The organism is Fischerella sp. PCC 9605 (assembly GCF_000517105.1).
Lineage (GTDB): Bacteria > Cyanobacteriota > Cyanobacteriia > Cyanobacteriales > Nostocaceae > PCC9605.
Genome location: NZ_KI912149.1, coordinates 1,498,355 through 1,523,995, shown reverse-complemented (window position 1 = coordinate 1,523,995; position 25,641 = coordinate 1,498,355). Strand labels below are relative to the sequence as shown.

At 43.0% G+C, this 25,641-nt stretch carries 25 protein-coding genes; 10 read left to right on the top strand and 15 right to left on the bottom strand.

What is annotated here, in order from left to right:
• Positions 1-137: 137 nt before the first annotated feature.
• Complete coding sequence (locus FIS9605_RS0121610; RefSeq protein WP_026734455.1) at positions 138-2,903, top strand: two-partner secretion domain-containing protein; 2,766 nt, start codon at positions 138-140, stop codon at positions 2,901-2,903.
• 12 nt (positions 2,904-2,915) lie between these two features.
• On the opposite strand, the gene FIS9605_RS0121605 is transcribed toward FIS9605_RS0121610, so the two are convergent.
• The 3 genes from FIS9605_RS0121605 to petC all read right to left on the bottom strand — a co-directional run bounded on the left by FIS9605_RS0121605 (position 2,916) and on the right by petC (position 6,216).
• Positions 2,916-3,872 carry a lysophospholipid acyltransferase family protein gene (locus FIS9605_RS0121605; protein ID WP_026734454.1) on the bottom strand — a complete coding sequence of 319 codons (957 nt, stop codon included), beginning with the start codon at positions 3,870-3,872 and terminating at the stop codon, positions 2,916-2,918.
• Positions 3,873-4,578: 706 nt separating this feature from the next.
• Positions 4,579-5,580: a cytochrome f gene (petA, locus tag FIS9605_RS0121600; protein WP_026734453.1), complete on the bottom strand. Its 1,002-nt coding sequence runs from the start codon at positions 5,578-5,580 to the stop codon at positions 4,579-4,581.
• Between the two features lie 96 nt (positions 5,581-5,676).
• A complete protein-coding gene (gene petC, locus FIS9605_RS0121595; protein ID WP_026734452.1) occupies positions 5,677-6,216 on the bottom strand; it encodes a cytochrome b6-f complex iron-sulfur subunit in 540 nt (179 codons plus the stop codon).
• Between the two features lie 227 nt (positions 6,217-6,443).
• Between petC and FIS9605_RS0121590 the strand changes: the two genes are divergently transcribed.
• On the top strand, positions 6,444-6,752 hold the full coding sequence (locus FIS9605_RS0121590; protein ID WP_026734451.1) for a DUF3067 family protein: 309 nt from the start codon (positions 6,444-6,446) through the stop codon (positions 6,750-6,752).
• Between the two features lie 256 nt (positions 6,753-7,008).
• Complete coding sequence (locus FIS9605_RS0121585; RefSeq protein ID WP_026734450.1) at positions 7,009-7,488, top strand: GNAT family N-acetyltransferase; 480 nt, start codon at positions 7,009-7,011, stop codon at positions 7,486-7,488.
• A 3-nt stretch (positions 7,489-7,491) separates the two neighbouring features.
• Here FIS9605_RS0121585 and FIS9605_RS0121580 read toward each other — a convergent pair whose 3' ends face one another.
• The 4 genes from FIS9605_RS0121580 to FIS9605_RS41130 all read right to left on the bottom strand — a co-directional run bounded on the left by FIS9605_RS0121580 (position 7,492) and on the right by FIS9605_RS41130 (position 10,591).
• Entirely contained in the window at positions 7,492-8,103 is a 612-nt protein-coding gene (locus FIS9605_RS0121580; RefSeq protein ID WP_026734449.1) for a class I SAM-dependent methyltransferase, read from the bottom strand.
• Between the two features lie 180 nt (positions 8,104-8,283).
• Positions 8,284-9,537: a sensor histidine kinase gene (locus tag FIS9605_RS0121575; RefSeq protein WP_231510414.1), complete on the bottom strand. Its 1,254-nt coding sequence runs from the start codon at positions 9,535-9,537 to the stop codon at positions 8,284-8,286.
• Positions 9,538-9,780: 243 nt separating this feature from the next.
• Positions 9,781-10,173, bottom strand: coding sequence for a response regulator transcription factor (locus FIS9605_RS0121570; RefSeq protein WP_026734447.1), 393 nt, complete (start codon positions 10,171-10,173; stop codon positions 9,781-9,783).
• 319 nt (positions 10,174-10,492) lie between these two features.
• The gene (locus tag FIS9605_RS41130; protein WP_231510413.1) at positions 10,493-10,591 is read right to left on the bottom strand and encodes a toxin-antitoxin system HicB family antitoxin; all 99 of its coding nucleotides are present in this window, start codon (positions 10,589-10,591) and stop codon (positions 10,493-10,495) included.
• Here FIS9605_RS41130 and FIS9605_RS42925 point away from each other — a divergent pair.
• From FIS9605_RS42925 to FIS9605_RS37735, 3 genes are all read left to right on the top strand, one after another.
• Positions 10,585-10,782, top strand: a complete 198-nt coding sequence (locus FIS9605_RS42925) for a hypothetical protein (RefSeq protein ID WP_026734446.1) — start codon at positions 10,585-10,587, stop codon at positions 10,780-10,782. The genes FIS9605_RS41130 and FIS9605_RS42925 overlap by 7 nt on opposite strands.
• Positions 10,783-11,016: 234 nt before the next feature.
• Entirely contained in the window at positions 11,017-11,247 is a 231-nt protein-coding gene (locus FIS9605_RS0121560) for a hypothetical protein (RefSeq protein WP_026734445.1), read from the top strand.
• On the top strand, positions 11,240-11,422 hold the full coding sequence (locus FIS9605_RS37735; protein ID WP_231510412.1) for a type II toxin-antitoxin system RelE family toxin: 183 nt from the start codon (positions 11,240-11,242) through the stop codon (positions 11,420-11,422). Before FIS9605_RS0121560 ends, FIS9605_RS37735 begins: the two co-directional genes overlap by 8 nt.
• Before the next feature lie 208 nt (positions 11,423-11,630).
• On the opposite strand, the gene FIS9605_RS0121545 is transcribed toward FIS9605_RS37735, so the two are convergent.
• On the bottom strand, positions 11,631-13,052 hold the full coding sequence (locus FIS9605_RS0121545) for an NADP-dependent isocitrate dehydrogenase (protein ID WP_026734444.1): 1,422 nt from the start codon (positions 13,050-13,052) through the stop codon (positions 11,631-11,633).
• Between the two features lie 561 nt (positions 13,053-13,613).
• On the opposite strand from FIS9605_RS0121545, the gene FIS9605_RS0121535 reads away from it, so the two are divergent.
• The 4 genes from FIS9605_RS0121535 to FIS9605_RS0121520 all read left to right on the top strand — a co-directional run bounded on the left by FIS9605_RS0121535 (position 13,614) and on the right by FIS9605_RS0121520 (position 16,002).
• On the top strand, positions 13,614-14,342 hold the full coding sequence (locus tag FIS9605_RS0121535; protein WP_026734443.1) for a GUN4 domain-containing protein: 729 nt from the start codon (positions 13,614-13,616) through the stop codon (positions 14,340-14,342).
• A gap of 23 nt (positions 14,343-14,365) precedes the next feature.
• Positions 14,366-14,584: a type II toxin-antitoxin system HicB family antitoxin gene (locus tag FIS9605_RS0121530; RefSeq protein ID WP_026734442.1), complete on the top strand. Its 219-nt coding sequence runs from the start codon at positions 14,366-14,368 to the stop codon at positions 14,582-14,584.
• On the top strand, positions 14,584-14,811 hold the full coding sequence (locus FIS9605_RS0121525) for a type II toxin-antitoxin system HicA family toxin (protein ID WP_026734441.1): 228 nt from the start codon (positions 14,584-14,586) through the stop codon (positions 14,809-14,811). The genes FIS9605_RS0121530 and FIS9605_RS0121525 overlap by 1 nt, the downstream gene beginning before the upstream one ends.
• Positions 14,812-14,880: 69 nt before the next feature.
• Positions 14,881-16,002, top strand: a complete 1,122-nt coding sequence (locus tag FIS9605_RS0121520) for an ABC transporter ATP-binding protein (RefSeq protein WP_026734440.1) — start codon at positions 14,881-14,883, stop codon at positions 16,000-16,002.
• A 25-nt stretch (positions 16,003-16,027) separates the two neighbouring features.
• Here FIS9605_RS0121520 and FIS9605_RS0121515 read toward each other — a convergent pair whose 3' ends face one another.
• The 7 genes from FIS9605_RS0121515 to FIS9605_RS0121490 all read right to left on the bottom strand — a co-directional run bounded on the left by FIS9605_RS0121515 (position 16,028) and on the right by FIS9605_RS0121490 (position 25,552).
• A complete protein-coding gene (locus FIS9605_RS0121515) occupies positions 16,028-17,650 on the bottom strand; it encodes a serine/threonine-protein kinase (protein ID WP_026734439.1) in 1,623 nt (540 codons plus the stop codon).
• 419 nt (positions 17,651-18,069) lie between these two features.
• Positions 18,070-19,491, bottom strand: a complete 1,422-nt coding sequence (locus FIS9605_RS0121510; protein WP_026734438.1) for a protein kinase domain-containing protein — start codon at positions 19,489-19,491, stop codon at positions 18,070-18,072.
• Positions 19,478-19,714, bottom strand: coding sequence for a hypothetical protein (locus FIS9605_RS37730; protein ID WP_035139993.1), 237 nt, complete (start codon positions 19,712-19,714; stop codon positions 19,478-19,480). Before FIS9605_RS37730 ends, FIS9605_RS0121510 begins: the two co-directional genes overlap by 14 nt.
• A gap of 4 nt (positions 19,715-19,718) precedes the next feature.
• A complete protein-coding gene (locus tag FIS9605_RS37725; RefSeq protein WP_231510411.1) occupies positions 19,719-20,168 on the bottom strand; it encodes a GNAT family N-acetyltransferase in 450 nt (149 codons plus the stop codon).
• Positions 20,165-20,293, bottom strand: a complete 129-nt coding sequence (locus tag FIS9605_RS46145; RefSeq protein WP_269321058.1) for a hypothetical protein — start codon at positions 20,291-20,293, stop codon at positions 20,165-20,167. The genes FIS9605_RS37725 and FIS9605_RS46145 overlap by 4 nt, the downstream gene beginning before the upstream one ends.
• Positions 20,294-20,419: 126 nt before the next feature.
• Positions 20,420-21,994 carry a hypothetical protein gene (locus FIS9605_RS0121495; RefSeq protein ID WP_231510410.1) on the bottom strand — a complete coding sequence of 525 codons (1,575 nt, stop codon included), beginning with the start codon at positions 21,992-21,994 and terminating at the stop codon, positions 20,420-20,422.
• A gap of 528 nt (positions 21,995-22,522) precedes the next feature.
• Complete coding sequence (locus tag FIS9605_RS0121490; RefSeq protein ID WP_026734436.1) at positions 22,523-25,552, bottom strand: carboxypeptidase-like regulatory domain-containing protein; 3,030 nt, start codon at positions 25,550-25,552, stop codon at positions 22,523-22,525.
• Between the last annotated feature and the right edge of the window lie 89 nt (positions 25,553-25,641).

Here is a 25,641-nt window from a genome sequence, read left to right as displayed (position 1 = left end):
GGGAAAAGGTATTTTTATCCTTGGTTGTGGGATTTTCCTGTTATTGACTGAAATGAAAGTGTAAGTAATACTTTTAGCTCTGATTGTGGTTTACTCAATACTAATGGTGCAGCTGCTATGGAGCTAGGGAGATTGTAATGACTAGTTTGAGGGGTACTCGTTTGGGCTGCTTCTTGGGAATTGCGATAGGTAGTGTGTACGCTTTGTTTGCCAATTGTGCACTCGCTCAAATTACTCCCGATCGCACTTTACCCAATAATTCCAACGTCACTACAGAGGGCAACACCTTCAATATCACTGGAGGAAGCCAAGCTGGTAGCAACTTGTTCCATAGCTTTCAGGAATTTTCTGTTCCAACTAATAGCACTGCTTTATTTAATAATGCTACAGATATTCAGAATATTCTGACACGAGTCACAGGTGGATCAATTTCTAATATTGATGGTTTAATCAAAGCTAACGGTACAGCTAACCTGTTTTTAATTAATCCTAATGGCATTATCTTTGGTCAAAACGCGCGCTTAGATATTGGCGGCTCGTTTTTGGCTAGTACAGCTAGTAGCCTGAAATTTGCTGATGGCACAGACTTCAGTGCTACACCAAATATCACTACCACGCCTTTGCTAAGCATCAATGTACCGATTGGCTTGCAATACGGGAGCAATACTGGGAGTATTCAGGTACAGGGGGCTAATCTAAAAGTAACTCCTGGCAAGACCTTAGCACTTGCAGGCGGCAACGTGGGAATCAATGGTGGGCAACTGCTAGCTGCTGGTGGTCGAGTTGAGTTGGCAGGTATAGCAGAACAGGGTAACGTTGGGCTGAATTCTAATAGCTCGAATCTTGGTTTAAATTTTCCTGACGCTGAACTGCGAAAAGATGTATCTATCAGCAATGGCGCTCAAGTGAATGTACTTGCTGGTGGTGGCGGTAGTATTGCCATCAATGCCCAAAACTTAAATATTTTGGGAGATAGTACGGTGCAGGCGGGGATAGACTCAGGCAAAGGTTCTGTTGACGCAAAGGCGTTCGATATTGACATTAATGCTATAGAAGCAATAAACGTAGATGCAAGTCAAATTTCTAACACAGTGCAACCAAATGCTATAGGCAACAGTGGCAACATCAACATTACTACTGGATCGCTTGCCTTAACGAGTGGCGGTCAACTCAGAACCACGACATCTGGACAGGGGAATGCAGGCAATATAAATATACTTGTCCGCAATACAGTTACTTTTGATCGTATGCGTAGCGATACTCCCACTGGGTCATACAGCACTGTAGAACCAAAAGCCGTGGGTAACGGTGGCGATATCAATATCACCACTGGGTCACTTTTTATCAAAAATGCCGCTGTTGTAAATGCGAGAAGTCAAGGGCAGGGAGATGCAGGCGGTATAAATATAGTTGCCCGCGATACGGTTTCCTTCGATGGGTATAGTTTTAATCTCGCAAATATTAGTGGTGCAGCTAGCTCTGTGGGATCGACAGAGGTAGCAGATGCTGTAGGTAATGGTAAAACCATCAATATTACTACCGGGTCACTTTTTGTCACTAATGGCGCTCGACTGGTTGCTAACACTTTTGGACGAGGAAATGCAGGCAATGTGAATATAAATGCCCGCGATGCTGTTGTTTTTGATGGTGTTGGTCTGAATGGATACTCTAGTGGAGCGGTCAGCAATGTAGAATCAACAGGTGAAGGCAAGGGTGGCAATGTCAACATCACCACTAGATCACTTGCGATCCAAAATGGCGCTGTCCTGGGTGCGAGAACCCGTGGTAAAGGAGATGGAGGCAGCATCGTCCTTAACGCTAAAACTTTAGAGGCCATTAACGGTGGACAAATTTTTACCACGAGCTTTGGTAGTGGCAAGGCAGGTAACATTACCCTCAACATCAGTGACAGTATCACTCTTGCTGGCACCGATCCCACACATTTTGATCGGGTTCGTCAATATACTCCAGTTATAGCTCCGAATATAGGCCCTACAAGTGGATTTTTTGCCAACACATCCAGTTCTTCCACGGGTCAGGGGGGAGAATTCACGATTAATACTGGGAAGTTAAATATTCGCGATCGCGCACAACTAACAGTGAGCAGTACTGGGACTGGAATTGCAGGCTCATTAAAAGTTAATGCTAACTCGATTCGTCTTTGGGATCAAGCAAAAATCAGTGCAGATACTAGAGGAGGTGCGGGTAATATTACATTGCGATCGCGGGACTTGATTTTGCGTCGCGGCAGTAGCATTACCACCAATGCCACAGGTAGTAATATCATTGGCGGCAATATCACCATCGACAATGATGTTCTCGCTGCTTCTGAAAATAGCGATATCAGTGCTAATTCTGATAATTTCTTTGGTGGTCGGGTAGTAATCAATACTAAAGGCTTCTTTGGTACACAGTTCCGACCGTCACCAACTTTAGAAAGTGACATTACCGCCACAGGGGCAAGTCCTGAGTTAAGCGGTACAGTACAAATCAATACACCCGATGTCGATCCTAGCCGGGGATTAGTGCAGCTACGTGCAAATCTCGTTGATGCTTCACAGCAAATTGCGACTGGCTGCAATGGAGGTGAAAATCAAGCAAGAAGTTCATTTATTGTCACTGGGCGTGGTGGCATACCACCCAGTCCCACAGAACCTTTGATCGGTGATGGGGTAGTAACTAACTGGATAACGCTTTTTGATACAGCAGAGGAACAACAAAGAAGCAGACTTGCGGAGCGAGATTCAGCTGATTCTGCCAATCCCCCTACTCAAATAGTGGAAGCCCAAGGGTGGGTAGTAGATGCCAATGGTGAAGTGATTCTAGTTGATGCTGCACCTACTGTGGCACTCCATAATCCTTTGTTCCAGCCTGTATCTTGTAGTGCGATTGAGCCGAGATAGGTTTAACAGTTTTTACCAAAACATGTGATTGAGAAAGTGATGCAAAAACTTTGGTTCTTTTGGTTCTCGATAGTCTTTTGGCAACAACTCTATCAGCGCTGCTTCTAACTCATCTATCACTGCTTGTACTTGCTGTGCTTTTGGACGGTTAGATTGTGGAAAGATGATAGGTTCCCCGAACCGGACAGTTAATTCTTTGCGGAAATACAGATCTTGCGTGCCAATTAGCGCTATAGGTAAAATTGGTACTCCAGAACGCAAAGCATAAATTGCCACTCCTCGTTTCAAGGGCACAGACAAATGACCCTCAGCATTGCCAAGCCTCCCTTCTGGAAATAATAAAATACTCTCCCCACGCCCAAAAATACCTTGAACGATGCGATCTAGCCGTCGCATCATTTCTATAGAGTTACCTGTAGGGACATACTCTTCAATAGATTCTGCCAATTCGGCTAAATCTTCACATCCCGCTTTAGCAGCTTCAATCACTGCTATTTCTTCTTTCCAGATCCGTTCAATAGGTATGACACCTTTAGCAAAATTTAGAAATTGACGCTTCCACCACTGGTTATAAAGTGTGCGAGCATCACCTAAAATATGGCAGTAGGGACGCGGTGGTAATTCAGAAAGCAGAAGAAGTGGATCGATGTGGTTCAAATGGTTGGCTGCAAACAGCGTTGGTTGGACAGGAAGCCGCTCTGGAAACTCAACTTTCACTCTAAACAGAGTATGAATTAGAGTTCGCAACACGCTTCGGCGTACCTCACCGCTAACTTTATGTTCCGAAGCACCTTCAGCAAAAGCTTCTGTTGACTGTAGCGCTTGGCGGATCATTTCCTGAGCGTGGCGATCGCGTGCATAGGCAACACCCTCCTTTGCGCGCTGGATTGTTTCTTTTGTCAGTGGTGGCAAAATTAGTTCTTGTGTGTCACTTTGATCTGGGTGAGGAACGACCGGGCTGTTTGACATGGACTGATTGGTAATTCTCTTATTTAGACTCGACGTGATTCATCGAGAGCGGAATAATGTGAAATGGCATGTTGATATAAATCTAAGTTAAAGCTTGCCTGGATGGTAACTATATTTGGGCAGTTAGTTTAATGTCCTAAGTAATTCTTTGGTAAAAAGTAATAACTACGGCAGCAGGTGTGAGTTTTTGGTAGACAGTTTGGCTTAGTGCCACAACTAGGGAATTTACACAATTGTGCCAGTTGCGTAAGTTTTGTGCATCTATGCAATAAATGATAGCCAAAAAAAAGCTCTCTTGCCTTTAGCACACAAGAGAGCTGCGGTGTGGTGTGAGGAGCAAATTTAATGTTTGCTACCAGCGATTCTACCAGATTTTATGTGAATAATTAATGACAGGCTTATAAAAATTATGTGTAGATACGTAGCAGTCGATGAAGATTACTGAATCGATGTTACAAAACAGATTCATAACATCTGTCAACTCTTGTCAACCTCGTATCTCAAGGATATGAAAATGCTCTCTTGTTCTTTAGGTTACAAGAGAGCATGAGTGAAGTGTGATGTGAGGAGCAAACAAGATGTTTGCTAAATACGAATGTAACTACCCAATGTGAACGTAAAGTGACAATTAGATGAAAAGAATGCGATCGCAAAAAAAGACAGGCATCTTGCCTGTCTCACAACTGATGATTTTTTCAGTGAAAATCTAGAAATTCATCTCGGCGGCTTGGACTTTCTCAACTTGCTTCTTCTTTAGAATCAGCATAATTTGAGCCAACATTACCAAACAGATAAATGCAATCATCCATTTAACTCTGTTAGGATCTTGCAACACTATTTCTGTGTCATCTTGGCCAAAGCCACCAACGTTGGGGTTGTTGGTCAGTGCATCTCCAGCTTTGACAGCTTGTCCTTCAGAAACAATCAACTCGGGGCCAGCTGGAACTGTATCAACAACTGTTTCGCCAGAGTCGGTTTGGATATTGACTTGGTATTTAACGCTTCCATACTCGTCTTCTTCTTTGGCAATCTTGGTGATTGTGCCAGTAGCGGAAGCGTTGTAAACAGCGTTGTTGCTCTTTTCACCAGTAGGATAAACTTGTCCGCGTCCCCGATTAGCACCTAAATGAACTGCATATTTGCCGAAGTGAATGTTCTTGTCGGTAGCGGGGTCAGGAGAAAGAACTGGGAAGACGATTTCTTGGTACTGTTCTCCGGGTATGGGTCCCACGAGGAGGACGTTGTCTTGGCCTTCTTTGTAAGGCTGGAAGTAAACATCACCAACTTCCTCTTTCAGTTCCTCGGGAATGCGATCCTCGGGCGCAATCTTGAAGCCTTCTGGCAGCATTAACACAGCACCGACGTTCAAACCAACTTTGGAACCGTCAGCACCCACCTGCTGCACATTGGTGTCGTAGGGAATTTTCACCACAGCCTTAAACACCGTGTCAGGCAGAATTGATTGGGGAACTTCTACTTCAGCAGACTTTGCTGCTAGGTGACAGTTAGCGCACACAATCCGTCCAGTCGGTTCGCGGGGTGTTTCTGGATAGGTTTGCTGTGCCCAAAACGGATAAGCAGCGGCGGATTGGGGAAGGACGAGATCGCTGGTGAAGAAAAATGTCACAGTAGCGATCGCTATGAGCAATGTTTTCATAATTGCTCTAGCACTGCGAGTTAGTCTCGCGGGTGTACAAGCATTTCTCATCTCTTAAGGACTAAGTTTCTCTGATAAATTTGTCACTGGTCATTGGTCATTGGTCATTGGTCATTATCAAAGGACAAATGACAAATGACGAAACTTTTAAGCCCACCAAGGGTCTTCACCGGTACGGAAGTCGGTTTCAGTCCAAGGGGTGAGGACAATTTTATCGTCCTGTGGTGTAGCATGAGCCAAAGCCAAAGACAACGGCGCAGGGCCCCGAACAACCTTACCAGTTGCATCGTACTGGGAACCATGACAAGGACACTTGAACTTGTTCTCAGCAGCGTTCCAAGGTACAACACAACCCAAGTGAGTGCAGACGGCATTAATACCGTAATCGGTAATCGCCTCTTTGCTTTCTACCACAATATAAGTGGGGTCGCCCTTGAGTCCCTGAACCAAAACGCGATCGCCCACATTATGGCTTTCTAAAAACTTGCTGACACTAACATCGTTACCCAGTTCGTCTTTAGCAGTTGTACCACCGCCAACACCACCACTAGAAGGTGGAATAAAATACTTGACAACAGGATACAATGCCCCTAGAGCAACTCCGGTTACAGTTCCAAAAGTGAGAAGATTCATAAACTGGCGACGCCCCATATCGGGCACGTCCATTGATTCAGAAAATTGAGCCATAATCTACGCGTTCTTGGTGTGTTTTGTTAACAACTTTGACTTGAGTTCTAATTATCGAGAAACTCACGTCTATCCTAAGATACCCATGCCCGCAAAGAAGCCAGTTTTTCTCTTCAAGATATTTCTAGCATCTCTTCTTGTAGCATTACATTTCTTTATATTCTTATCATACTTGAGTAACCGAACTTAACATCATAACCAAATGTAAAATATAATTGAGAACAGCCATGACAGGACAAGAATTACGTCAACTGTTGCTTGAGAAGTGGGGGCGGTCTTATGATGTCCAGCTGCGCCGCACTCAAGGTAAAATATTCGTGCAAGTGATGTGGAAGTACCTAGAACAAGCTTCTTTTCCTTTGAGTGAGGCAGAGTACCAAGAGCATCTCGATAGCATTGCTAATTATCTGAATTACTTGGGTGGAAGCACGCAGGTGCAAAAATATATTGAACGGACACGCGAACGTCCCCGACTTGGCAAAGCTGTTAGTATTCCTCTAGATTTAGGGGAACGCTCGGCAGAATGGATATTATAATTTTCACTCGTGTCTGTTAATTAAAATCAGCCATTTCTACTAATTAGCTTTTGCTTTTCTGTATTTATTGGCACTTAAGATAGCTAGCTAATAGTTGATAGCAAATTTAGTTTTATTTTCTCTTTTTGATAAAGTCTGGCTTTACGGACTTTGTTTAATATGCAGCCAATTTTACTCATTATGACAAATTTTTGTTTTTGGAATTAACTATAAGTTTATTTTTGTTTGTATTTATAAAAATAAATTTTTACAGAATATGAAACAAAAAGATTTATCATTGCCTACTGGTTGTACCCTTCGCAAGGCAACGTCTGCTGACATTTGGTCAATTCGGTGGTTGGTACTATCAGCAAAACTTGACCCAACACAAATACGTTGGCAGCAATTTTGGGTGATTCAATGCAATGGGCAAATAGTAGCTTGCGGACAGTTACGTAACTTTTCTGGTGCACAAGAACTGGGTAGTTTGGTTGTAGCATCAGCTTGGCGGGGTCGTGGTTTGGGAAGTTTTCTCACTCAGCATCTAATTCACTCTGCTACTCAACCACTGTATTTGGAATGTCTGGGTCAACAACTGGCAGAATTTTACAATCGCTTCGGTTTTGTACCCGTTTGTTTTAGAGACTTAGCACCATCAATCCAGGCTAAGTTTCGATTGTCTGAATTTGCAAGGAAACTGCGTATTGTTCCTGTAGTGTTCATGCATTATCAAGATTCTGTCTTCCCTAGTTCCTAGTCCCTATTTTTTAGCAAAAATCGTCAGCAAGACAGGGCCAAGTAAATAGTTGTTACCTACACATTCAAGTCCTGCCGAACAGCCAAGAAACTCACGGTTCTTTGGACTGTAGAATCTAACTCCACCAGAGGTTATAGGCATCAGCTGAGATTCTGCCTGACTTTTTAAAGTTATGTCAGCCAAGTAGAAGCGTCCACCTGTTTTCAGCACCCGTGCTACTTCAGCAAAAACTACTTCGGGTTGCAAATAGTGCAGGAAACTCAAAGTATTGAAAACAGCATCAAATTGACCATTAGCAAAAGGAAGAGATTCTGCTTTGCCTTCAATATAAATTAAACGTGGATGATGGCGGTTCTTCTGTCGCGCTACGCGCAACATCTGCGGAGATAGATCCAATCCCGTACCATATAAATCAGGAAACCGAGTTGCTAGACGATCAAGCAGGCGTCCAGTACCACAACCTAGGTCAAGTACATATGAGTGAGATGGTAAATCAACATACTCTAGCAGCCGTTTGTGGATGGCTTGGTAAAACACTGAAGGAAATAGCCAGTCATAACTTGGTGCCCAGCTGTCAAACAGTTGCTTTTTATTATTTAATAAATTATGAATCATAGTTTTTGCGGCTAGCAAGTTCCTCTGACTTTTATGTCTATTCACAAAGACCAGCCGCGCCTCCAAAAATTCGTATTTTCCGCAGTCTATTTTCAACTAGACTTTTAAGTTTATTCTTGGACAAATAGCTTTTTGTTCACAAGCTCAAAGCTTCTATCTATAATCGTTCTAAGATTAGTTTTACTCTGATGTTGCTTTTTCTATTTTATCCTCTGCTTCTTCTGAATAGCTCATCTTTAGTGGCAGAATAACTGTAAATATAGAACCCTGGCCGATTTGAGAGACTAGATCTATTTTCCCCTGCAACAGTTCGACAAGACGCTCCACAATCGCCAGTCCTAAACCAGTGCTATCAGCTGGATGCTGGTTTTTAGTAGATTTAGCACGAACAAAAGGTTGAAAAAGTCGTGCTTGATCTTCCTCGCTGATGCCAATCCCTGTATCGATGACTGAGATTGACCATTGATTGTCTGCTCTTGTACAGCACTCTATAGTAACGCTACCCTTTTCTGTATAGCGAATGGCGTTACTAATTAAGTTCAGTAAAATCTGTTGCAATCGCAACGGATCTGTTAGTACTTGAGGTGGTGCATCTTCAATATTCAGCACCAGCTGTAATCCTCGCTCGTCAGCTAAGGGTTGCATGATTTCTACAGCTGTGTTGATCGCAGAACGCACATCTGTTAAGGCTAATTCTAGCTCGATTGCGCCTGCTTCGTACCTGGAAAGTTCCAGTGCATCGTTAATTAAGCGCAGCAACAGATGACCGTTTTTCAGTACTTTTTCAATATGTTCAAGGCTAGGAATGGTGTCTCTCACTTGAGACTGACGATTTTGGCGCAAAAAAAGGTCTGAATAACCGATGATTGAGGTTAGTGGTGCTTTGAGTTCGTGTGCCAATATTGAGAGATTATCTTGGTTGGCATTGACTAGCCGCTTTAATTCTTCTACTGTCAAGCTCAACTGCGCTTGCACCTGCTCTAATCCCTGCAATCGCATACTAACATAGCTCTTAAAACATTCGGTGATCGCTGCATCTACGACTTCATTAATCACAGATACTGTTCGCAGTACTTCTTCAGTATTGGCTTGCAACAGTTCTGTACGTAGATGTGCCAAAATCACTGAACGCAGTAGGTGATACTCCTGCACCACTTCTGTCGGATCAAAATCTTGTTCTGCTCGCAACGTACCATGATTAAAACTGGCTTGAGCAATTGTCTCAAAATCGCTCTCCTGCGTTTGACTCAATACGGTGGTTATGGCAGTGAGAACATCCGAAATGTGGTTTCTAACTGCTTTGGGAGATAGGTGTTCGGTACTTTTAATCTGTTTGTCTTGAATAACCGCATCCACCCAACGCTGTGCAATTATTTCTACTTTCTCAGCCAACAATTCACTGAAATCTTTCATGAGCAGAAATCTAGAAGGCATCAATTATTTAGCCTCCTCTAGACAATAGTAAATGTACTACGCTCTCAAAGCAGATACTTTCTCTGGCTACTGGTAGATTTTTAGTGGTTAATTACTATAACTGTTCTCAATTATCTATAACGTCATTGAGACACAACTATATTATGAATCTACAATCAAACGGTAGATTGTGTTCATAGTTGATCGATTGATTGAGATTGTCTGAGTTAATTACTAAAAATTACATTTTACTTTTTCCTGCATTTATTTATGTTCTAAAATTGCTTGCACTTGCGTCACTAATTCATCAATATTAATTGGTTTACGAATGACCCCATCTACCTGTACTTGCTGCTGCTCAAATGCAGGTAATTCATCATAAGCAGTAACTATCATCACTGAAATAGAAGGATGATTCTGTCTAATCCATCTGGCTACTTCATAGCCGTCTATTTCTGGCATCATCAAATCCAACAGCACCAGGTTTGGTGGATTGGCTTCAATTTTAGAAATCGCTGTATACCCACAAGAAGCGATATCAACTTGATAACCCTCTGCTTCTAGTATTGTTGCTATTAGCAAAGAATTATCTATAACATCGTCAACAACTAAAATTTGTTTTTTACCTAAATTTTTTGGGCTGAACAGATAACTCATAAAACAAATGTATTTACTAAATGTGTTAATTCATCAGAAGGTGTTCCAGGCGTTGGGTTCAACACGCTTGAAGCAAACTCTTTTTTTATATTTTCCCTTTCGCTTCCGCCTAGCTTTCTTCCCGCTTTAGTAAGAGTCTAAACTTACCATAAGAAATATTAAGATTAATCAATAAAGATAACATATGACAACTAAAGCCCCAATCCTGTTAAAGGAAGGGGCGATAGATAGGGTATGAGAACTCTGTAAAAGTATATATAAATTACCTCGCGTCTGAGCACCATCGCGCAGTTTGCCCAAGTGCTACTCAAAATATCATTTACACTGATGCGCTCAACAAATACACAATATACTGATTAAGACTTACGTCCTCTGTTTCAGCCTTTTCAATCAAACGATGGTGCAGAGATTTTGGCATCCGCAGAAGTAGCTTACTACACCGATTTGACTTATGACCTCAAAGCACCTGAAGGACACCTCCCTGTTTTTGTAGGGGAAGGAGGTGTTGCAGGTGGAACAAGGTGGAAGTGGGGTAGAGTGGGAGAAAGTACAGGAGGCGGTGGTTGGTCTCTGCTGTTGCGTCGAGACTTGTATCTTCCAAATCAGTAGTTTATCTGTTGATATAGGAATCCGATTTGATTTATGAAAAAATCTAAGTATCTGTAGGGTGTGTTACGCGATCGCGTAACGCACCAAAGCCTTTGGATGGTGCGTTAGCCAGAGGCATAACGCAACGGCAATAAAGGGGGAGGAAAATCCACACCCCTTTTTGCCTCCCCTACGTATATTTCAAAAATCAAATATGAGTCCTACATTTAAAGTAAGCAAATGCCAGAAAAAACTATGAATTCCACCACAATTCGCCAGCAAATCAATCAATATTTAGATGGATTATCATCTGAACGCTTAGAGATGGTAGCTGAATTTATAGCATATCTATCTGAGAAGGAAAGCGAAGAAGCAACTCAGGAATTACTTGATATACCTGGTTTTATAGAATCCTTTGAGCGTGGGAAAAAGGATATTGCAGCAGGTAAGGTAACTAATTGGAGAAACATCAGATCTGATGTATGAAGTTGTTTTATCGGTTGAAGCACAGGAAGTTTATGCCTCAGCAGACCAAGCTTTAGCAAAGAAAATTGCCAGATGTTTTGAATACTTGGAACAAAATCCGCGTTTTCATCCCAATATTAAAGCGCTGAAGGGAGATTTTGCTGGTTACTATCGCTATCGTATCGGTGATTATTGAGTGATTTACCAAGTTGATGATGAGAGCAGTCAAGTTATCGTCAATACTATCGTTCATCGACGTGATGCTTATTAAGTATATAGCAGTCCTAAATCATGCGTGAACAACAAGATCCCCGACTTTTTATAAAAGTCGGGGATCTGTGTCCAAATCACTTTGAAAAGGTGCGTTACGGCAAAACCGTAACGCGCTCTACTGAAGTTGATATTTAACTAAAGTGCTTGATAATTGCCTCGGCGAATTCCGAACACTTCAACGGTTCTACTGGTGGTTCCATCAACCTTGCTAAGTCGTAGGTGACTTGACGATTGGCGATCGCACTTCCGATCCCTATTTTGATCAAGTCAGCGGCTTCTTGCCATCCCAGGTACTCCAGCATCATCACACCGGACAAAATCACTGAACCAGGATTAATCCGATCCAAACCAGCGTGTTTGGGTGCAGTACCGTGAGTAGCTTCAAAAATAGCGCATTCATCGCCAATATTTGCCCCCGGGCCCATTCCCAGTCCGCCAACAATAGCCGCCGCCGCATCGGACAGGTAATCGCCATTCAAGTTCATAGTTGCCAGAATCGAATATTCATCTGGTCGAGTTTGGATTTGTTGGAAAATACTATCGGCGATGCGGTCATTTACCATCACCTTGTCTTTCCATTTGCCATGACCGTGAGTTTCCCAAATTGAGTTAAGAACTGTTTCCACTTCCTTGACAATTTGGTCTTTTTTCTCAACAGTTAGGGCATCAAATCCAGGGTCAATCATCCGGGCGTTTTCTTCTGGGGTGAGATCGGGGTTTTTCTCTTTGTTACTCAAAATCCACGATTCCCTTTCTGTGACGCACTCTTGCCGAAACTCAGTGGTTGCCAGTTCGTAACCCCAATCACGAAAAGCGCCTTCGGTGTACTTCATAATATTGCCCTTATGCACCAAAGTCACCATTTGCTTGTGTTTGGGTAGTTGGAGGGCGTGTTTGATGGCACGTCGTACCAAGCGCTGGGAACCAGTTTTGCTAATGGGTTTAATGCCAATGCCAGAGTCAAGGGGAATTTGTTTTTTGCCGTATTCTGGCGTAGCGGGAATGAGTTCTGTGTTGAGATACTTAATTAAGCGATCGCCAATTTCACTACCTTGCCGCCACTCGATCCCCAAATAAATATCTTCCGTATTTTCCCGATAAACAATAACATCGAGTTTTTCTGGGTTTTTGTGGGGTGAAGGCGTACCAGCATAGTACCGACAAGGGCGCACGCAAGCATACAGCTCAAAAATTTGTCGCAAAGCAACGTTTAAGGAACGAATACCGCCACCAACCGGGGTTGTTAGCGGCCCTTTGATCGCAACACCATATTCTTGAATCGCTGTCAGGGTGTCTTGGGGCAAATACTGATACGTACCGTATAATTCACAAGCCTCATCGCCAGCGTAAATTTTGAACCAGCTAATTTTCCGCTTGCCCTTATATGCTACGTCTACAGCAGCATCAAACACTTTTTGAGCAGCAGGCCAGATATCGACACCAGTACCGTCGCCGCGAATAAAGGGGATAATCGGATTGTCAGGAACAGTTGGCTCACCATTTTTGAAGGTGATTTTTGCTCCGGTTGAGGGGGGAGTAATTTTTTCGTACATTCGCACACTCCTGATTGTGACGCAGCGACATCAGCTGCCTTATTTGTTTGTGGTTGGTTGTTGGTAGTTGGTGGTTAACAGTTAACAACAAACAACAATCAACAATCAACAAACAACAATTTCCTGTTTGGAAGGCTAGCAGATTTTGCTGTGCATAGTTTTGATAAAGTTAGGAGGCAGAGTCTTTCCCCTTCACTATGTCGCAGAGTCTTCGATGCTATCTTATCGCCTACACGGGCAATTAGTGTACTCTGGGAATATACAGCAAAATGACAGCAATGAAGAATAAAAGAGAGATTACTATCAGGGTGACTGAGCAGGAGTTCGCAATGTTAGAATCCCACTGTCAGGCTGTAGGTAGAACCAAAACTGATATTTTGCGAGAGTTTATCAGGTCTTTGGCTACTACAACTACTGATACAAATAATGAGGGTGAAAGTATAGAATGAGTATGTTTGAAGGACAATTTCCTGTAAACTACTTTACGCTACCAGTGTTTACCCATCTACTAAATTTGATAGCTAATCGCTTGTCCACCGATCGCGTTTTCTGAGTAATGGCATGACAGACCCAATGATTGTATCAGGCACATCTTCTGACATCGAATCCCTCCGCAGCCAGTTAATCGCTGGGTCTATTCAAGTCCAACAACAAACGATCCCACAACTGGCTAACCTTGGTAATGGCGGATTTGATATCCTGATGGAATTTTTGCTGCAACGTCGCGACAAACCAGCAACTTGGGTTGATGGCAAAGCTTACCAAGTTCTGCATAACTCTGATTTGCCTCAAGTTAAAGAATTTCTGCGAACCCATTTTCCACAAGGCGTTGTACCTCTACAATCAGAGTGCGGCATTGATTACAGCCCCTTGCAACAGCTACTTGCAACTCAAGATTTCCAAGCAGCAGATCGCATCACCCTGCAAAAAATGTGTGAAATTGCAGGTACTGAGGCAATTAAACGCAAATGGCTATATTTTACTGAAGTAGACAATTTCCCCGTGACCGATTTACAAACCATCAATAAGCTGTGGTTAGTTCACTCCGAAGGCAAATTTGGCTTTTCGGTACAGCGAGAAATTTGGTTAGGTTTGGGGAAAAATTGGGACAATCTGTGGGTGAAAATCGGTTGGAAAAAGGGCAATAACTGGACGCGCTACCCTCAAGAGTTTACTTGGGATTTGAGCGCCCCCAGAGGTCATTTGCCCCTTTCCAATCAACTGCGAGGAGTGCGAGTGATTGCGTCTTTACTTTCTCATCCTGCTTGGTCGGTGAATTCGCCAAGTTGATTGTAGTTGGAGAGATTTAGGTAATGCTAGATACTAGCAAGCGAGAATTCTACGTCATCATAGAACGAGATGAAGATGGTTATTACGTGGGAGAAGTTCCGCAGCTAAAAGCTTGTTATAGCCAAGGAGAAACAATTGATGAGCTGATGAACAACATTAAAGAAGTGATTGAACTTTGTTTGGAAGAAGAAACTGATGAAAATCTGTCGGAGTTTGTAGGTGTTCAAAAGGTAGTAGTTTGATGCCAAAACTACCAGCATTAACAGGTGATGCAGCGAGCAACGCCCTTGAAAAAGCAAGCTTTCAGGTGGTACGTCAAAAAGGTAGTCATGTGCGGATGCAACATGAAGACGGGCGAGTGGTCACGATACCTGTTCATGCTGGTAAAATTATAGGTAGGGGATTGCTACGTAAGATACTGCGAGATGCTGAACTTACAAGGGATGAGTTCATGGCATTACTGGAATGAGAGTTTTCAAGATAAAATGCGATCGCTCGTTCCCAGACCAATCCAAAATTTCAAATTTAAAACCGGACAATGGCTAGCGTTAGTCTCGAAAGCATCAAGCGCAAATTCAACAATGTCACCGCTATAGAGGATATTACCTTTAAGATACCTGATGGCGAGTTTTGGGTTTTGGTGGGGCCTTCGGGATGTGGTAAGTCTACGATTTTGCGAACTATTGCCGGTTTGGAAACTGCTACCTCTGGCAAACTTTATATTGGGGATAAGTTGATGAACAATGTCCCCGCCAGACAGCGGGATGTGGCGATGGTGTTCCAGAATTATGCGCTATATCCCCATATGAGTGTGGCAGAAAATATTGCTTTTGGGTTGCGGATGCGGAAAGTTGACCCAAAGATAGTTCAAGAACGGGTGGTGACAGTGGCGCGATCGCTTTCTTTGGAACACCTTTTAGAACGCAAACCCAAGCAACTTTCTGGCGGACAGCAACAACGGGTAGCATTGGGGAGAGCGATCGCCCGTCAACCCCAAGTATTTTTACTCGATGAACCTTTATCGAATTTAGATGCCCAATTACGAGATGATACACGGGCTGAGTTAAAAGAGTTACATCAAAATCTGGGAATTACCACAGTCTACGTTACCCACGACCAAGTAGAGGCGATGACTTTGGCTGATAAGATTGTGGTGTTGAACCGGGGAAGAATTCAACAAATCGGCGAACCGCAGTCTATTTATGCTAAGCCTGCGAACCGAATGGTAGCGACTTTTTTGGGTAGTCCGCCGATGAATATTTTACCAGCGAAGTATACGACTGGGAGTTTTGATGTCAATGGGCAGGTGATACCAATTACAGCGGATATGCAGGAGAAGTTGCACCTGCGGGAAGGGCAAGGGTTTGATTTGGGTGTTCGTCCAGAAAATATTTTAATAAACGAACCACATAAAACCCAAAGGACGCCAAGAGAAGAATTTGGAGAGTTGATGGTTGAGGTGAAGGTGGTGGAACCTTTGGGAAGGGAGACTTTGATTCGTGCGGGTTTACCTGGTTCGGGGGTAATGCTGAATGTGCAGGCGGGTGCAGATGTACATCCACATCCGGGCGATCGCCTTTTGTTAGAAGTTGACCTAAGTAAGTTATTTGTGTTTGATACTGCGACTGGAGATAGGTTATATCCACAGCTTAGTGAATAATCAATAGCATCTCCCATCTGCTCATCTATCTAGCATCTGCAACTACCCATTTACTATTTTCTGCATCCCACAACAGTGAGAAGTTTACGGAACCAGGGGCTTTTTTTCCATTTTTCAGCAAATATTTCAATTGAGCTTTTACTGTAGCTGTTTCTGTACCAGTTTCTAATAAACTTACTTGTTTGACCTCTACTTGTTGAACTTGCCCTCCCCACCAATCAACGTAAGAAAGATAGCCGTTGGGGTGCAGGCGTCTATTATTTTGGTAGTTGGGAGATAACTGATTCCACGCTGCCTGATACTCTCCTTGATTAATAGTTGCGTAATAATTTCGCACAAATTCTTCTGGAGATGGTTTATCAATTTGTGGGGCTGTTGCTTGAGTATCTTCAGAAATTGGGGTTTGGTTGGGAGTAGGTTCGGTAATGTCACTATCTGGCGTTGGTTCGGGTGATGCAGTTTCCTGTGGTTCTTCTAAAGTTGGTGGGGAAGGTGCTGAAATGATAGGAAAGTTGGATTGCTGTGTTGGTTGTTGGTTGGTGGTTGGTGGTTGGTTGTTGGTGGTTGATTGAGTCGATGAAACTGTTGGCTGTGAGGGTTGTGGTTTGTTGCTGAGGGCAATACCAATGATTACAGATGCGCCAATCAAGCCACCTGCGATAATACTGCCTATTAGGATTCCCCTTTGTCCGCTGCTACTGCTTTGATTAGCAGGAGGTTGATAGGTATTACCCGGACTGACGGCTACTGTGTTTTGAGATGTCTGGGGAGGTGGTACAGTTGCTGCTAGTGGTTGGCTGTAAGGCACGGTAGGAGGAAGTGGGGAAGCACCAGCATGCAGTGCTTGCAGCATTTCTCTGGCACTAGCAAAGCGATCGCCTGCACTAAACTGAATTGCTTTATCTAATACAGCTGCAAAGCTGGGGGTTACACTTAAAGCATGTTGCCGCCACAACAGCGTACCTGTCGCCGGATCGGTTGCCAACTCTTGCGGCATCTTACCTGTGAGCAAATAAATCGCTGTTAAACCTAGACTATATATATCACTGGCAAACATTGGGCGTCCTACGGTTTGTTCGCTGGGCATAAACCCTGGTGTACCAATTACAATTGACCTTGTGGAATTCCCCGAGGGAGTGACTACCGTTCCGATTGTTTCTTTAACTGCGCCAAAGTCAATTAAGATTGGTTTGCGATCGGCATAACGAATCAGGATATTGTCTGGCTTGATATCCCGGTGAACAATACCTTTGCTGTGGACATAATCGAGAACTGGTAAAATGTTGGTAAGGATTTCTTTGACTGTACTCTCACTCATCAAACCCTGCTGTTGTAGTTTGGCGGTAAGAGTTTGTCCTTGAATATACTCTTGTACTAAATAAAATTGCCCATTTTCCGAGAAGTAGGCATACAACCGCGGAATCTGATCGCTGCCATCACCCAGTGCTTCTAAAATTGCTGCTTCTCGTTGAAACCGCTGTTGTACCAACTGATAAACCTGGGGATTGTCCTGAATCGGCTTTAACTGTTTAATGACACAGCGGCGTCGGGAGGGCATTTGGGTATCTTCTGCTAAGAACGTTTCCCCAAATCCACCACTGCCCAGAGTCTGAATGACTTGATAGCGGTGATTGAGCAGCGTTTGCATAAAATTACATCAGGATAAGTAAGGAAGTAATATATTTTACAAATTTTTTCCTGTCACTAGTTTAGTTATTGCTAATTTTTAATTACGTCTAAGTGAATTCACTCTCAGTCGGTAATGGGTAATGGAAAATAAAACTACCTCTTCCCCAATCACCAATCACCAATTCCATCTGTGGTCGATTTCCATAAGAGACTATTTATAAAGTAAATCTTAAGTTTGTAGGGTGCGTTAAAGCGAAGCGTAACGCACCGAGATGACTGGTGCGTTACGGCATAAATATTGATTTTCGCTATCTTTAATCACTTATGCCGTAACACACCCTACTTTATTTTGTTTATAAATAGCCTCTAATATGATTTTTGTCTTAGCTTCAATTCACATCAGGCGTTAATTGCCATTAGCAATTAGCCATTACCCACTTATTTCTTAAAATATCTACGATTGTAACGGTCTTGATATTTGGAAATATATTCAACGTTCTGCCTTTCTATCTGTGACAATAAATTAGAAGGAAATTTCTTGGCTGAATATATTGGACGATACCAAGGCTGGCTATCAAAATATTTTTGTAAGCCTGGAGTGTCAAAACGCCGACCGTAACGTGCAAAAATCGAATTTCGCATAATATCTAACTCAAAACCATCTTTTACATCTAAATCTGCATCTGTTACCAGTCTTTGAGAAAGCCAAGCATAATCGTTTGCAGTTGTAGTGCTATCTGGCAGTTTAGAGATGGTTGAGGCTGGTGTAGAAGTCAGTGTGGGTGTAAGGTTGGGAGTTTCTATTGGCGATTTAACAGTCGATGGAACCTTTTGCTGTGCTACTGGTTGAGAAAATTTAGTTAACCCAAAACTAATGATCGCAGATGCACCGATTAAACCACTTGCGATCGCACTTGCCATGAGAATACTATTTCGACCATTACTTTGAACGGTAGGCACTGTATTTAAATTCACAGTTGCAGGAGATGGTGGAGGTTGCATTGATGGTTGAGTAAAGGCAGGTTGTGTAGGCGGAATGGAATTTACGTTACTCTGTAATGCATCTAGCATTTCTCCGGCACTAGCAAAGCGATCGCGAGGATGATACTGTATTGCCCGATCAATTACTGCTGTGAGTTTTGGAATAACATTTACAGCGTAGTTGTGCCAAATAATTTCCCCTGTGCGTGAGTCTGTCTCTAGTTCTTGCGGTTGTCTGCCTGTGAGCAAATAAATAGCTGTTACACCTAAGCTATACAAATCGCTAGAATAAACTGGTCTACCTGCTGCTTGTTCACTGGGCATATATCCTGGTGTACCAATCACGATCGAACTTGTGGGACTACCTTGTGAATTTAGCACCGTTCCCATTGATTCCCGCACTGCACCAAAATCAATAAGCACGGGTTGGCGATCGCGATCGCGCAAAATGATATTGTCCGGCTTGATATCGCGGTGAACAATCCGCTTGGAGTGTATGTACTCTAGAACTGATAATAAACTGGCTAATATTTCCTGAACAGTGCTTTCACTGAATAAGCCCTGCTGTTTTACCTTTGCTGTGAGTGTATCACCTTCAATCCACTCTTGAACTAAGTAAAATTGACCATTTAGTTGAAAATAAGCATACAATGCGGGAATCTGTTCACTAGAGCCGCCTAAATCTTCTAAAATTGCTGCTTCTCGCTGAAACCGCTCTTGCACTAATTGGTAAATATGGGGATTATTCTGAATCGGTTTGAGCTGTTTTATTACACAGCGGCGACCAGAAGGCATCTGGGTATCTTCCGCTAAAAAAGTCTCTCCAAATCCACCGCTTCCCAGAGTCTGAATCACTCGATAGCGCTCATTGAGCAGCATCTGCTTGATATCCTATTCTTGTCAAATTGAAAACGTATTTTTCATTATCCTCCCAACCGTAAAATCCTCGTCTCAAATTCAGCGTATCTTCAACAACGTAGTGAATAAAATCATGCGGCAAAATACCTTGTTTAGCCATTGGACATCGCGTGGAATTACCATCATCGCGTCTACACTCCATCCAGTCCTGCTTGCCTTGGTGTTTGGTAAAAATAATTCGCATACCATTAACCTTGTAAATTCATCTGCCAGTCACTTTTGAGAATTCCATAGTCGATTATGTCTTCGTATTTACCCCATTTAAGTACGTGCTGACGCCGATAACCTTCGAGCTTCATACCAATTTTTTGCATCACTCGTCCTGATGCAGGGTTACGTGGAAAGTGAGTAGCACAGATGCGATGCACCCCCAATACCTGGAAACCGTATCGCAACACTTCCTTTGCTGCTTCCGTACAGTAATCTTGCCCCCAATAGGGTTTTCCGATCCAGTAGCCCAACTCAGCATGGTTATGGTCTTGGTTGATTCCTAAACCGATCGCCCCACACAACGCATCTGTATTGCGTAGTGCGATCGCGAAGTTAACATCCTTCCCCTCTTTGAATGCTGCTGGATGAGTTTTTATCCACTCCTCTGCCATACCATCATCGTAGGGATGAGGGATAGTCAGGGTCATAGCCGCAATTTCCATGCACCAGCCAAGCGTTGTACATAAGGTGCATCTGCAACAGTGAAAGGTCTAAGAATCAGTCTTTGTGTTTGTAGGGTTGGTTGCTCAACTTGATAAATAGTGTTGTTCATTAACTGAATCTGGATTTGTACTATTTATGTAACTTAATACTACAAAAGCCTCTTGTGATTTTCGCAATAGTCTTGATTTTCTTTGCACCTGAGTAGAGACGCGATTGATTGCGTCTCCACTTTTCATCAAAGCTGCGCTACAGTTAGGGATAAGTCAGCATGCTTCCAAGCATCAGTAAAGCGCTTTTGCACTGCTTGAGCTTCTTCGGTTTTGCCCTGTGCTTCTAAACTCTTGGCAAGACCTGCCAGCGACCAACCGTTTTCTGGAAAGCGTTTCAAATCTTCGTGATATACAATTTCAGCTTCTGTCGGTCTATTAGCCTCCAGTAAAACTGCTCCCAGAGATTGACGGACTGGGTAATGCCAAGGTGGGGGTTCGTCGTAGTTGAGCTTGTCTTCAAGATTGACAGCATTTTTGAGATGGGCGATCGCTTTTTCATAATCACCTTGTTTGGCAGCGAGTTTACCAGTCAAAACCTCTGATGCTATTTTCAATAAATTAGCAGTGGTGTTGATATCCCAAATTGTGACTTTTTCCAATGCCGGATCGGCGGCGATCGCTTGCAGATGTTCTAGTTCCCGTGCGGCTTCCTGGAGTTGACCTTTTGCTGTCAAGGCAGTTCCCCGCGCATAATGCCAAACTCCGGTTGGATACTTCAAATCGTCTGCTGGGGCTGGTTCAGCTAAAATTTCATCCCACTTGCCAAAGCGAGTCAGAGTATAAAGCGGGATGGAATAGTAATGCTGTAGTGTTGCATATCCCGGTTCTCGCATTTGCTTTTCATCTGCCATTGCTGCGGTATCGTAGGCAGCTTGCATAGCGAGTTTTTGGTTTCCTTCCATTGTGGCAGCAGCCCAGAGGAAATGATGATTGTGCGGCACATAGGCTAGAGGATACATACCTTGCTTGTGGTATTGGGTAATGTATTCCTTGTCAGCAGCAATAGCTTGTTGGTTAGCTATAGCAGCATCGTGATATCGCCCAACGCGGATGTAGATATGTGAGGGCATATGCACGAGGTGTCCGGAACCCGGTACTAAATTACCAAGGCGATCGGCTGCTACCACACCTAGTTCAGGTCGCACAGCTTCGACAGCATGAATATATAAATGATTTGCCCCAGGATGGTTGGGATTGCGTTTTAATACTGATTCCAATGTAGTAAGTATTTCTTGAGTTTCTAGCTTTGGTTTACCGTTTTCTTGCCAGTAATCCCAAGGCATAGTATTCATTAGCGCTTCAGCAAATAGAGTTGCAGCGTCCAAATCGTCTGGGTAAGTTTTAGCTACCTCTCGCATTGCGTTTGCATAGTTGATATCCAAAGACTTACGGTTTTCCGTAGGCTTTTGTGAATAGCGTTTTGTCAACGCCTGAATATAAGCCTTCTCTTTTTCGCTAGCTTTTCCACTCAGTTGTAGCGCCTTTTGAAGTGCTTCCCAAGTTGGAGACATAGCCGCATCATCCATAGCAGCATTGATATTTGAGCCAAGGACAAGGGCAACTCCCCAGTTACAAATAGCACACTCCGGATCGAGTTTAGCAGCTTCCCGAAAAGAGCGTTCAGCTTCAGCATGGTTGAAACCATAAGCGAGGATTAACCCTTGGTCAAAGTAGCGTTGGGCAAGTTGAGATTTTGTGGAAATGGGATGATGGTAATTGCCAAGATTATTGAAAAGGGGTGCAGTGGCAGAATTTGTCATATGTACAGAACGACACCCCGAAAATCCAAGAGTAAAAATCAGAGCAAATATGAATAGGATGCGGTACACTCTTAAAGCCCTCCGGAATACTTGTAATACAATTTCTCCAAAATATTTGCAATTGATAATTTGCCCGTAACTTCCTGAGAAGAAAGAGCGTTACAGAATGTAATTCTGAAATCAAGTGACTTTGATTTAAACCTTTTTTGATTTATCTGAGTTTATTTATGAATTTACGCAACTAAAACTCAGGATAATAACCCCTCCCCGCAAGCGGGGAGGGGTAACTACTCCTGACACTATCCCAGATTTTCAGATACCCCTAAATCCCCCTTGGAAAGGGGAGCCACTGCGTTGGAGGGTTTCCCCCCAACCCCACTATCGTGGGGGCCCCTAAGCCCCCCGTTGTAGCACATGGCGTGGACTTTAAAGTAAATTTCCCCCCTTTTTAAGGAGGGTTAGGGGGGATCTAAGAGTTAGAAAACACGTCCTAAGGGGTGGGGTTCTCTGAAAATAAAGCAATCAAGTTTACTCTTTTGCCTTTATCTCATTTTTCCTTGCTGCTGCCGAGATAGGTAATTGCAGATTTTGCTCATAGACAAAATCATTGCGAATTTCTACCCCACGTTTGGGGAGATTTTTACCTTCAGCAATAGCATCTTGGGAGGGAATCTGCAATGTATACTTACCAACAGGAACTCCATCGAGACGATAAAGACCAGATTCGTCTGTTACCGCAGATGTAATAGGTTTGCCATCAGCACCGACGAGTTCCACTTGTACTTGTGCCATTGGCTGGCCTGACACATCAGTAATTCTGCCTGCCAAACCATATTCTAATCCTACGGGGAAATCCAACTTAGTAACAGCAGAACTGGCTACCTCAGCAACTATAGAAGTTTTTCTTAGTGCGATCTCAATCGGTAACTCGTCTGGATCAAGTTGCACCACATAAACACCTTCTCGCAAATTACCAACAAAGAAATTACCTTGAGAGTCAATTTTGGCTGCACCAACATTGCGACCACGGTTATTGTATACTTGGATGATACCTCCACTCAGGTCTGTATTCTTTCTGCCACCTTCGACAATTATTCGCCCAGCGATCGCACCTCTGTCTTTACTTATTGAGCTATACTCAGCTGGTGCTAGGCTGCCACCAGCAAACGATAAATCTGATATTAGTGATATAGTCAAGCGATCGTCGCCAATACTACCAACAATGTTTCTATATCTAGAGGGTATGCCTTGATAATCAATCGATGCGAATAAACCTGGCAGTATCCGCATACTAGCGCCTACAAAGGGGCCTATTTCTCCCTCTCTATATCCCAGACCTAACCGCCAGCTTAAGCCCGATAAAGTTTGTGCGTTGCGACCAAGTGTTAAAGTATAACGAGTAGCTAAATCGCCACCAGATTCAGTGCCAAAAGATAAGCGATACTGGCGGTTCAGATCATAACTAAAATCTGATGTATATATATCACCATAGGCGTTAAACAATAGTCTAGAATTTCTTGTAGGTTGATATGTAGCACCAAATACATAGTCTCCGCTATAGTTAGGCGAGCCTCTAAAAGATAAGTTACGAGCCGGGCGGAGGAAAAAAGTAGGCAAAATATAGCTAGAGTCTATATTCAGAGATTGGTAACTGCGAGCGATCAATCCCAGCGTAAAATCATCACTAAACTTATAGCTAGCATCTAAGCTATGATTTTGGCGATCGCGTCCATTATCGGTGTTAAAACTCGCTAAATATCCCTTGGGATACAACTCAGAAGTACCTAGAATGCGCCAGTTACTTAACTGAAAATCTAAATCTGCTTTATAAGCCAATTCACCAGCTGAAGTCCCCACATTAGCTGATAAAATCAACGGACTGGCTAAACGCCAAGCAAAACCAACTTGGGCTTGGGTAGTCTCTGGAAGTACCTGTACACCGGCTTCCAAAGTTAAATCATTAGAAACACCTTGACGTATCTGATAGAAACCTGCAAACTTACCTGCCTGAGTAGAATTAAAATCATCAAATAAACTATTTTGTAGCCAGTTACCAGTTACACCTAAACCCGCCAACTGGAGATTACCACTTGCTGGTAACAACAAATCTGAAGAATTGAGGCTTAGAGAACGAATTTCTATTGGTACACTCAGGTTATTGCGTTCATATACCAAAAGTTCAATGTCACTAGTTTGACCAATCGGTAAACGTACATCTTGGAAATCATACTCTCCACCCAGTCCTACCTGTTGTTGAGCAAGTACAACACCGCCAACTCTTAATTGCACAAAACTAGCTGGAGGAACAACGCCACGAAATGTTTGTGTCGGCTGAGAACGTCGGGGTAAAAGCTCAGATGCACTGTAACTTGTATTAAACCGATCTGCGGAGAGATTCGTGTAACCAAATTGCAACCCTGTCAAATTCAATCCTGACAACACAGGATTCAGGGCGAGTTGCTGCTTACCAATCTGATAGAGAAACTGACCTGAGCGTTTAAAGTAAAAATATTCAGATAACTGAGGATTGTTAACAAAATTATTATCTAGACGTAAACGCCACGCACCACCTGCTAAACGTCCACCCAAAAGAGTAGAAGTACGCCAATTTGTTCTACCAGAGTTATCATGATAATTTAACTCTTGCCGTAAATTTGATAAGCCACTGCTAGGAGGTCTAACTTCTGGTTGCAGGTCAATCGCTTGACCAGATTGTCCACCACTTCTACGCCAAGGTAAATCAACATTTAGAGCCAAATCAGAAGTTTTTAGCTCTATATTTGTGAGTAAATTTTCTTTTAAGAAGGTATCACTAATGTATGTGATACCTTCAATTTTTTTGAAGTCTGCTTCTGTCAGAGTTACTACACCTAAAGGTGTCTTCAGTTGAATTTTATCTTCGGTCTTTTCAACTTCTAAGTCGGCTATTTGGGCAAAATCATCAAGTGGAATTAATAAAGTATTTCCCTCGGGTATAACCTCTAAACTCCCAACTTCCCGTTCATTGATAAATACTCCAACTAATAAACTTTTGGCAGTAGCTAAAATATTGTCAGCAGGAATATTTGGTGCTGGATTATTTTTTTGTGTTGACGCTTTAGACTCTTGGGCAACTAAATTATTACTACTAGGTTGTTGCTGCTCGGCAGCTATTGTATTTCTTGTATCAGTGTTAGCAGCAGTATGATTGGCATCTGCGTGAGTGTTTTCTAGAGAAGTTACTGATGCTGTAGTGCTTTGAGCCACAACCTTTTTACTAAGTTGTTTATTGCCAGGGTCTATAGCATTTCCAGTATCATTATTTGGATTTGTGGTGTTATTGGCTGTGATACTTTGATTCTCGACCTTTTCACCCAGTTGTGCTTGAGTACAGGAGTGCTGTGAACCATCCGTGGAAAATTCAGGTGGTAAGGTTTCTGGTGTGCTAGGAGCTGCTATTGTGCCTGCAATTACCTGATTCTTCTCACTAACGCTAGCATCCACTGGCGTTATGCAAGAGGTATTCTCAGACTGTACAATCGTAACTGGTGGAGGAAGTGTAGAAGGTTGGTAGAACATAAGTAAAGCACACAAATTCGTATGGGTAGCCTAAAAAGCTTCCCGGCTAAAGAATCATTTTTGGGAAGAATAAAAACCTACTTTTGAAT

Bases quoted from the DNA above. Each gene is read 5' to 3' on its own strand.
- FIS9605_RS0121610 (WP_026734455.1), top strand. From the start codon at position 138: ATGACTAGTTTGAGGGGTACTCGTTTGGGCTGCTTCTTGGGAATTGCG.
- FIS9605_RS0121605 (WP_026734454.1), bottom strand. From the start codon at position 3,872: ATGTCAAACAGCCCGGTCGTTCCTCACCCAGATCAAAGTGACACACAA.
- petA (WP_026734453.1), bottom strand. From the start codon at position 5,580: ATGAGAAATGCTTGTACACCCGCGAGACTAACTCGCAGTGCTAGAGCA.
- petC (WP_026734452.1), bottom strand. From the start codon at position 6,216: ATGGCTCAATTTTCTGAATCAATGGACGTGCCCGATATGGGGCGTCGC.
- FIS9605_RS0121590 (WP_026734451.1), top strand. From the start codon at position 6,444: ATGACAGGACAAGAATTACGTCAACTGTTGCTTGAGAAGTGGGGGCGG.
- FIS9605_RS0121585 (WP_026734450.1), top strand. From the start codon at position 7,009: ATGAAACAAAAAGATTTATCATTGCCTACTGGTTGTACCCTTCGCAAG.
- FIS9605_RS0121580 (WP_026734449.1), bottom strand. From the start codon at position 8,103: ATGATTCATAATTTATTAAATAATAAAAAGCAACTGTTTGACAGCTGG.
- FIS9605_RS0121575 (WP_231510414.1), bottom strand. From the start codon at position 9,537: ATGCCTTCTAGATTTCTGCTCATGAAAGATTTCAGTGAATTGTTGGCT.
- FIS9605_RS0121570 (WP_026734447.1), bottom strand. From the start codon at position 10,173: ATGAGTTATCTGTTCAGCCCAAAAAATTTAGGTAAAAAACAAATTTTA.
- FIS9605_RS41130 (WP_231510413.1), bottom strand. From the start codon at position 10,591: ATGCCAAAATCTCTGCACCATCGTTTGATTGAAAAGGCTGAAACAGAG.
- FIS9605_RS0121560 (WP_026734445.1), top strand. From the start codon at position 11,017: ATGAATTCCACCACAATTCGCCAGCAAATCAATCAATATTTAGATGGA.
- FIS9605_RS37735 (WP_231510412.1), top strand. From the start codon at position 11,240: ATGTATGAAGTTGTTTTATCGGTTGAAGCACAGGAAGTTTATGCCTCA.
- FIS9605_RS0121545 (WP_026734444.1), bottom strand. From the start codon at position 13,052: ATGTACGAAAAAATTACTCCCCCCTCAACCGGAGCAAAAATCACCTTC.
- FIS9605_RS0121535 (WP_026734443.1), top strand. From the start codon at position 13,614: ATGACAGACCCAATGATTGTATCAGGCACATCTTCTGACATCGAATCC.
- FIS9605_RS0121530 (WP_026734442.1), top strand. From the start codon at position 14,366: ATGCTAGATACTAGCAAGCGAGAATTCTACGTCATCATAGAACGAGAT.
- FIS9605_RS0121525 (WP_026734441.1), top strand. From the start codon at position 14,584: ATGCCAAAACTACCAGCATTAACAGGTGATGCAGCGAGCAACGCCCTT.
- FIS9605_RS0121520 (WP_026734440.1), top strand. From the start codon at position 14,881: ATGGCTAGCGTTAGTCTCGAAAGCATCAAGCGCAAATTCAACAATGTC.
- FIS9605_RS0121515 (WP_026734439.1), bottom strand. From the start codon at position 17,650: ATGCAAACGCTGCTCAATCACCGCTATCAAGTCATTCAGACTCTGGGC.
- FIS9605_RS0121510 (WP_026734438.1), bottom strand. From the start codon at position 19,491: ATGCTGCTCAATGAGCGCTATCGAGTGATTCAGACTCTGGGAAGCGGT.
- FIS9605_RS37730 (WP_035139993.1), bottom strand. From the start codon at position 19,714: ATGCGAATTATTTTTACCAAACACCAAGGCAAGCAGGACTGGATGGAG.
- FIS9605_RS37725 (WP_231510411.1), bottom strand. From the start codon at position 20,168: ATGACCCTGACTATCCCTCATCCCTACGATGATGGTATGGCAGAGGAG.
- FIS9605_RS46145 (WP_269321058.1), bottom strand. From the start codon at position 20,293: ATGAACAACACTATTTATCAAGTTGAGCAACCAACCCTACAAACACAA.
- FIS9605_RS0121495 (WP_231510410.1), bottom strand. From the start codon at position 21,994: ATGACAAATTCTGCCACTGCACCCCTTTTCAATAATCTTGGCAATTAC.
- FIS9605_RS0121490 (WP_026734436.1), bottom strand. From the start codon at position 25,552: ATGTTCTACCAACCTTCTACACTTCCTCCACCAGTTACGATTGTACAG.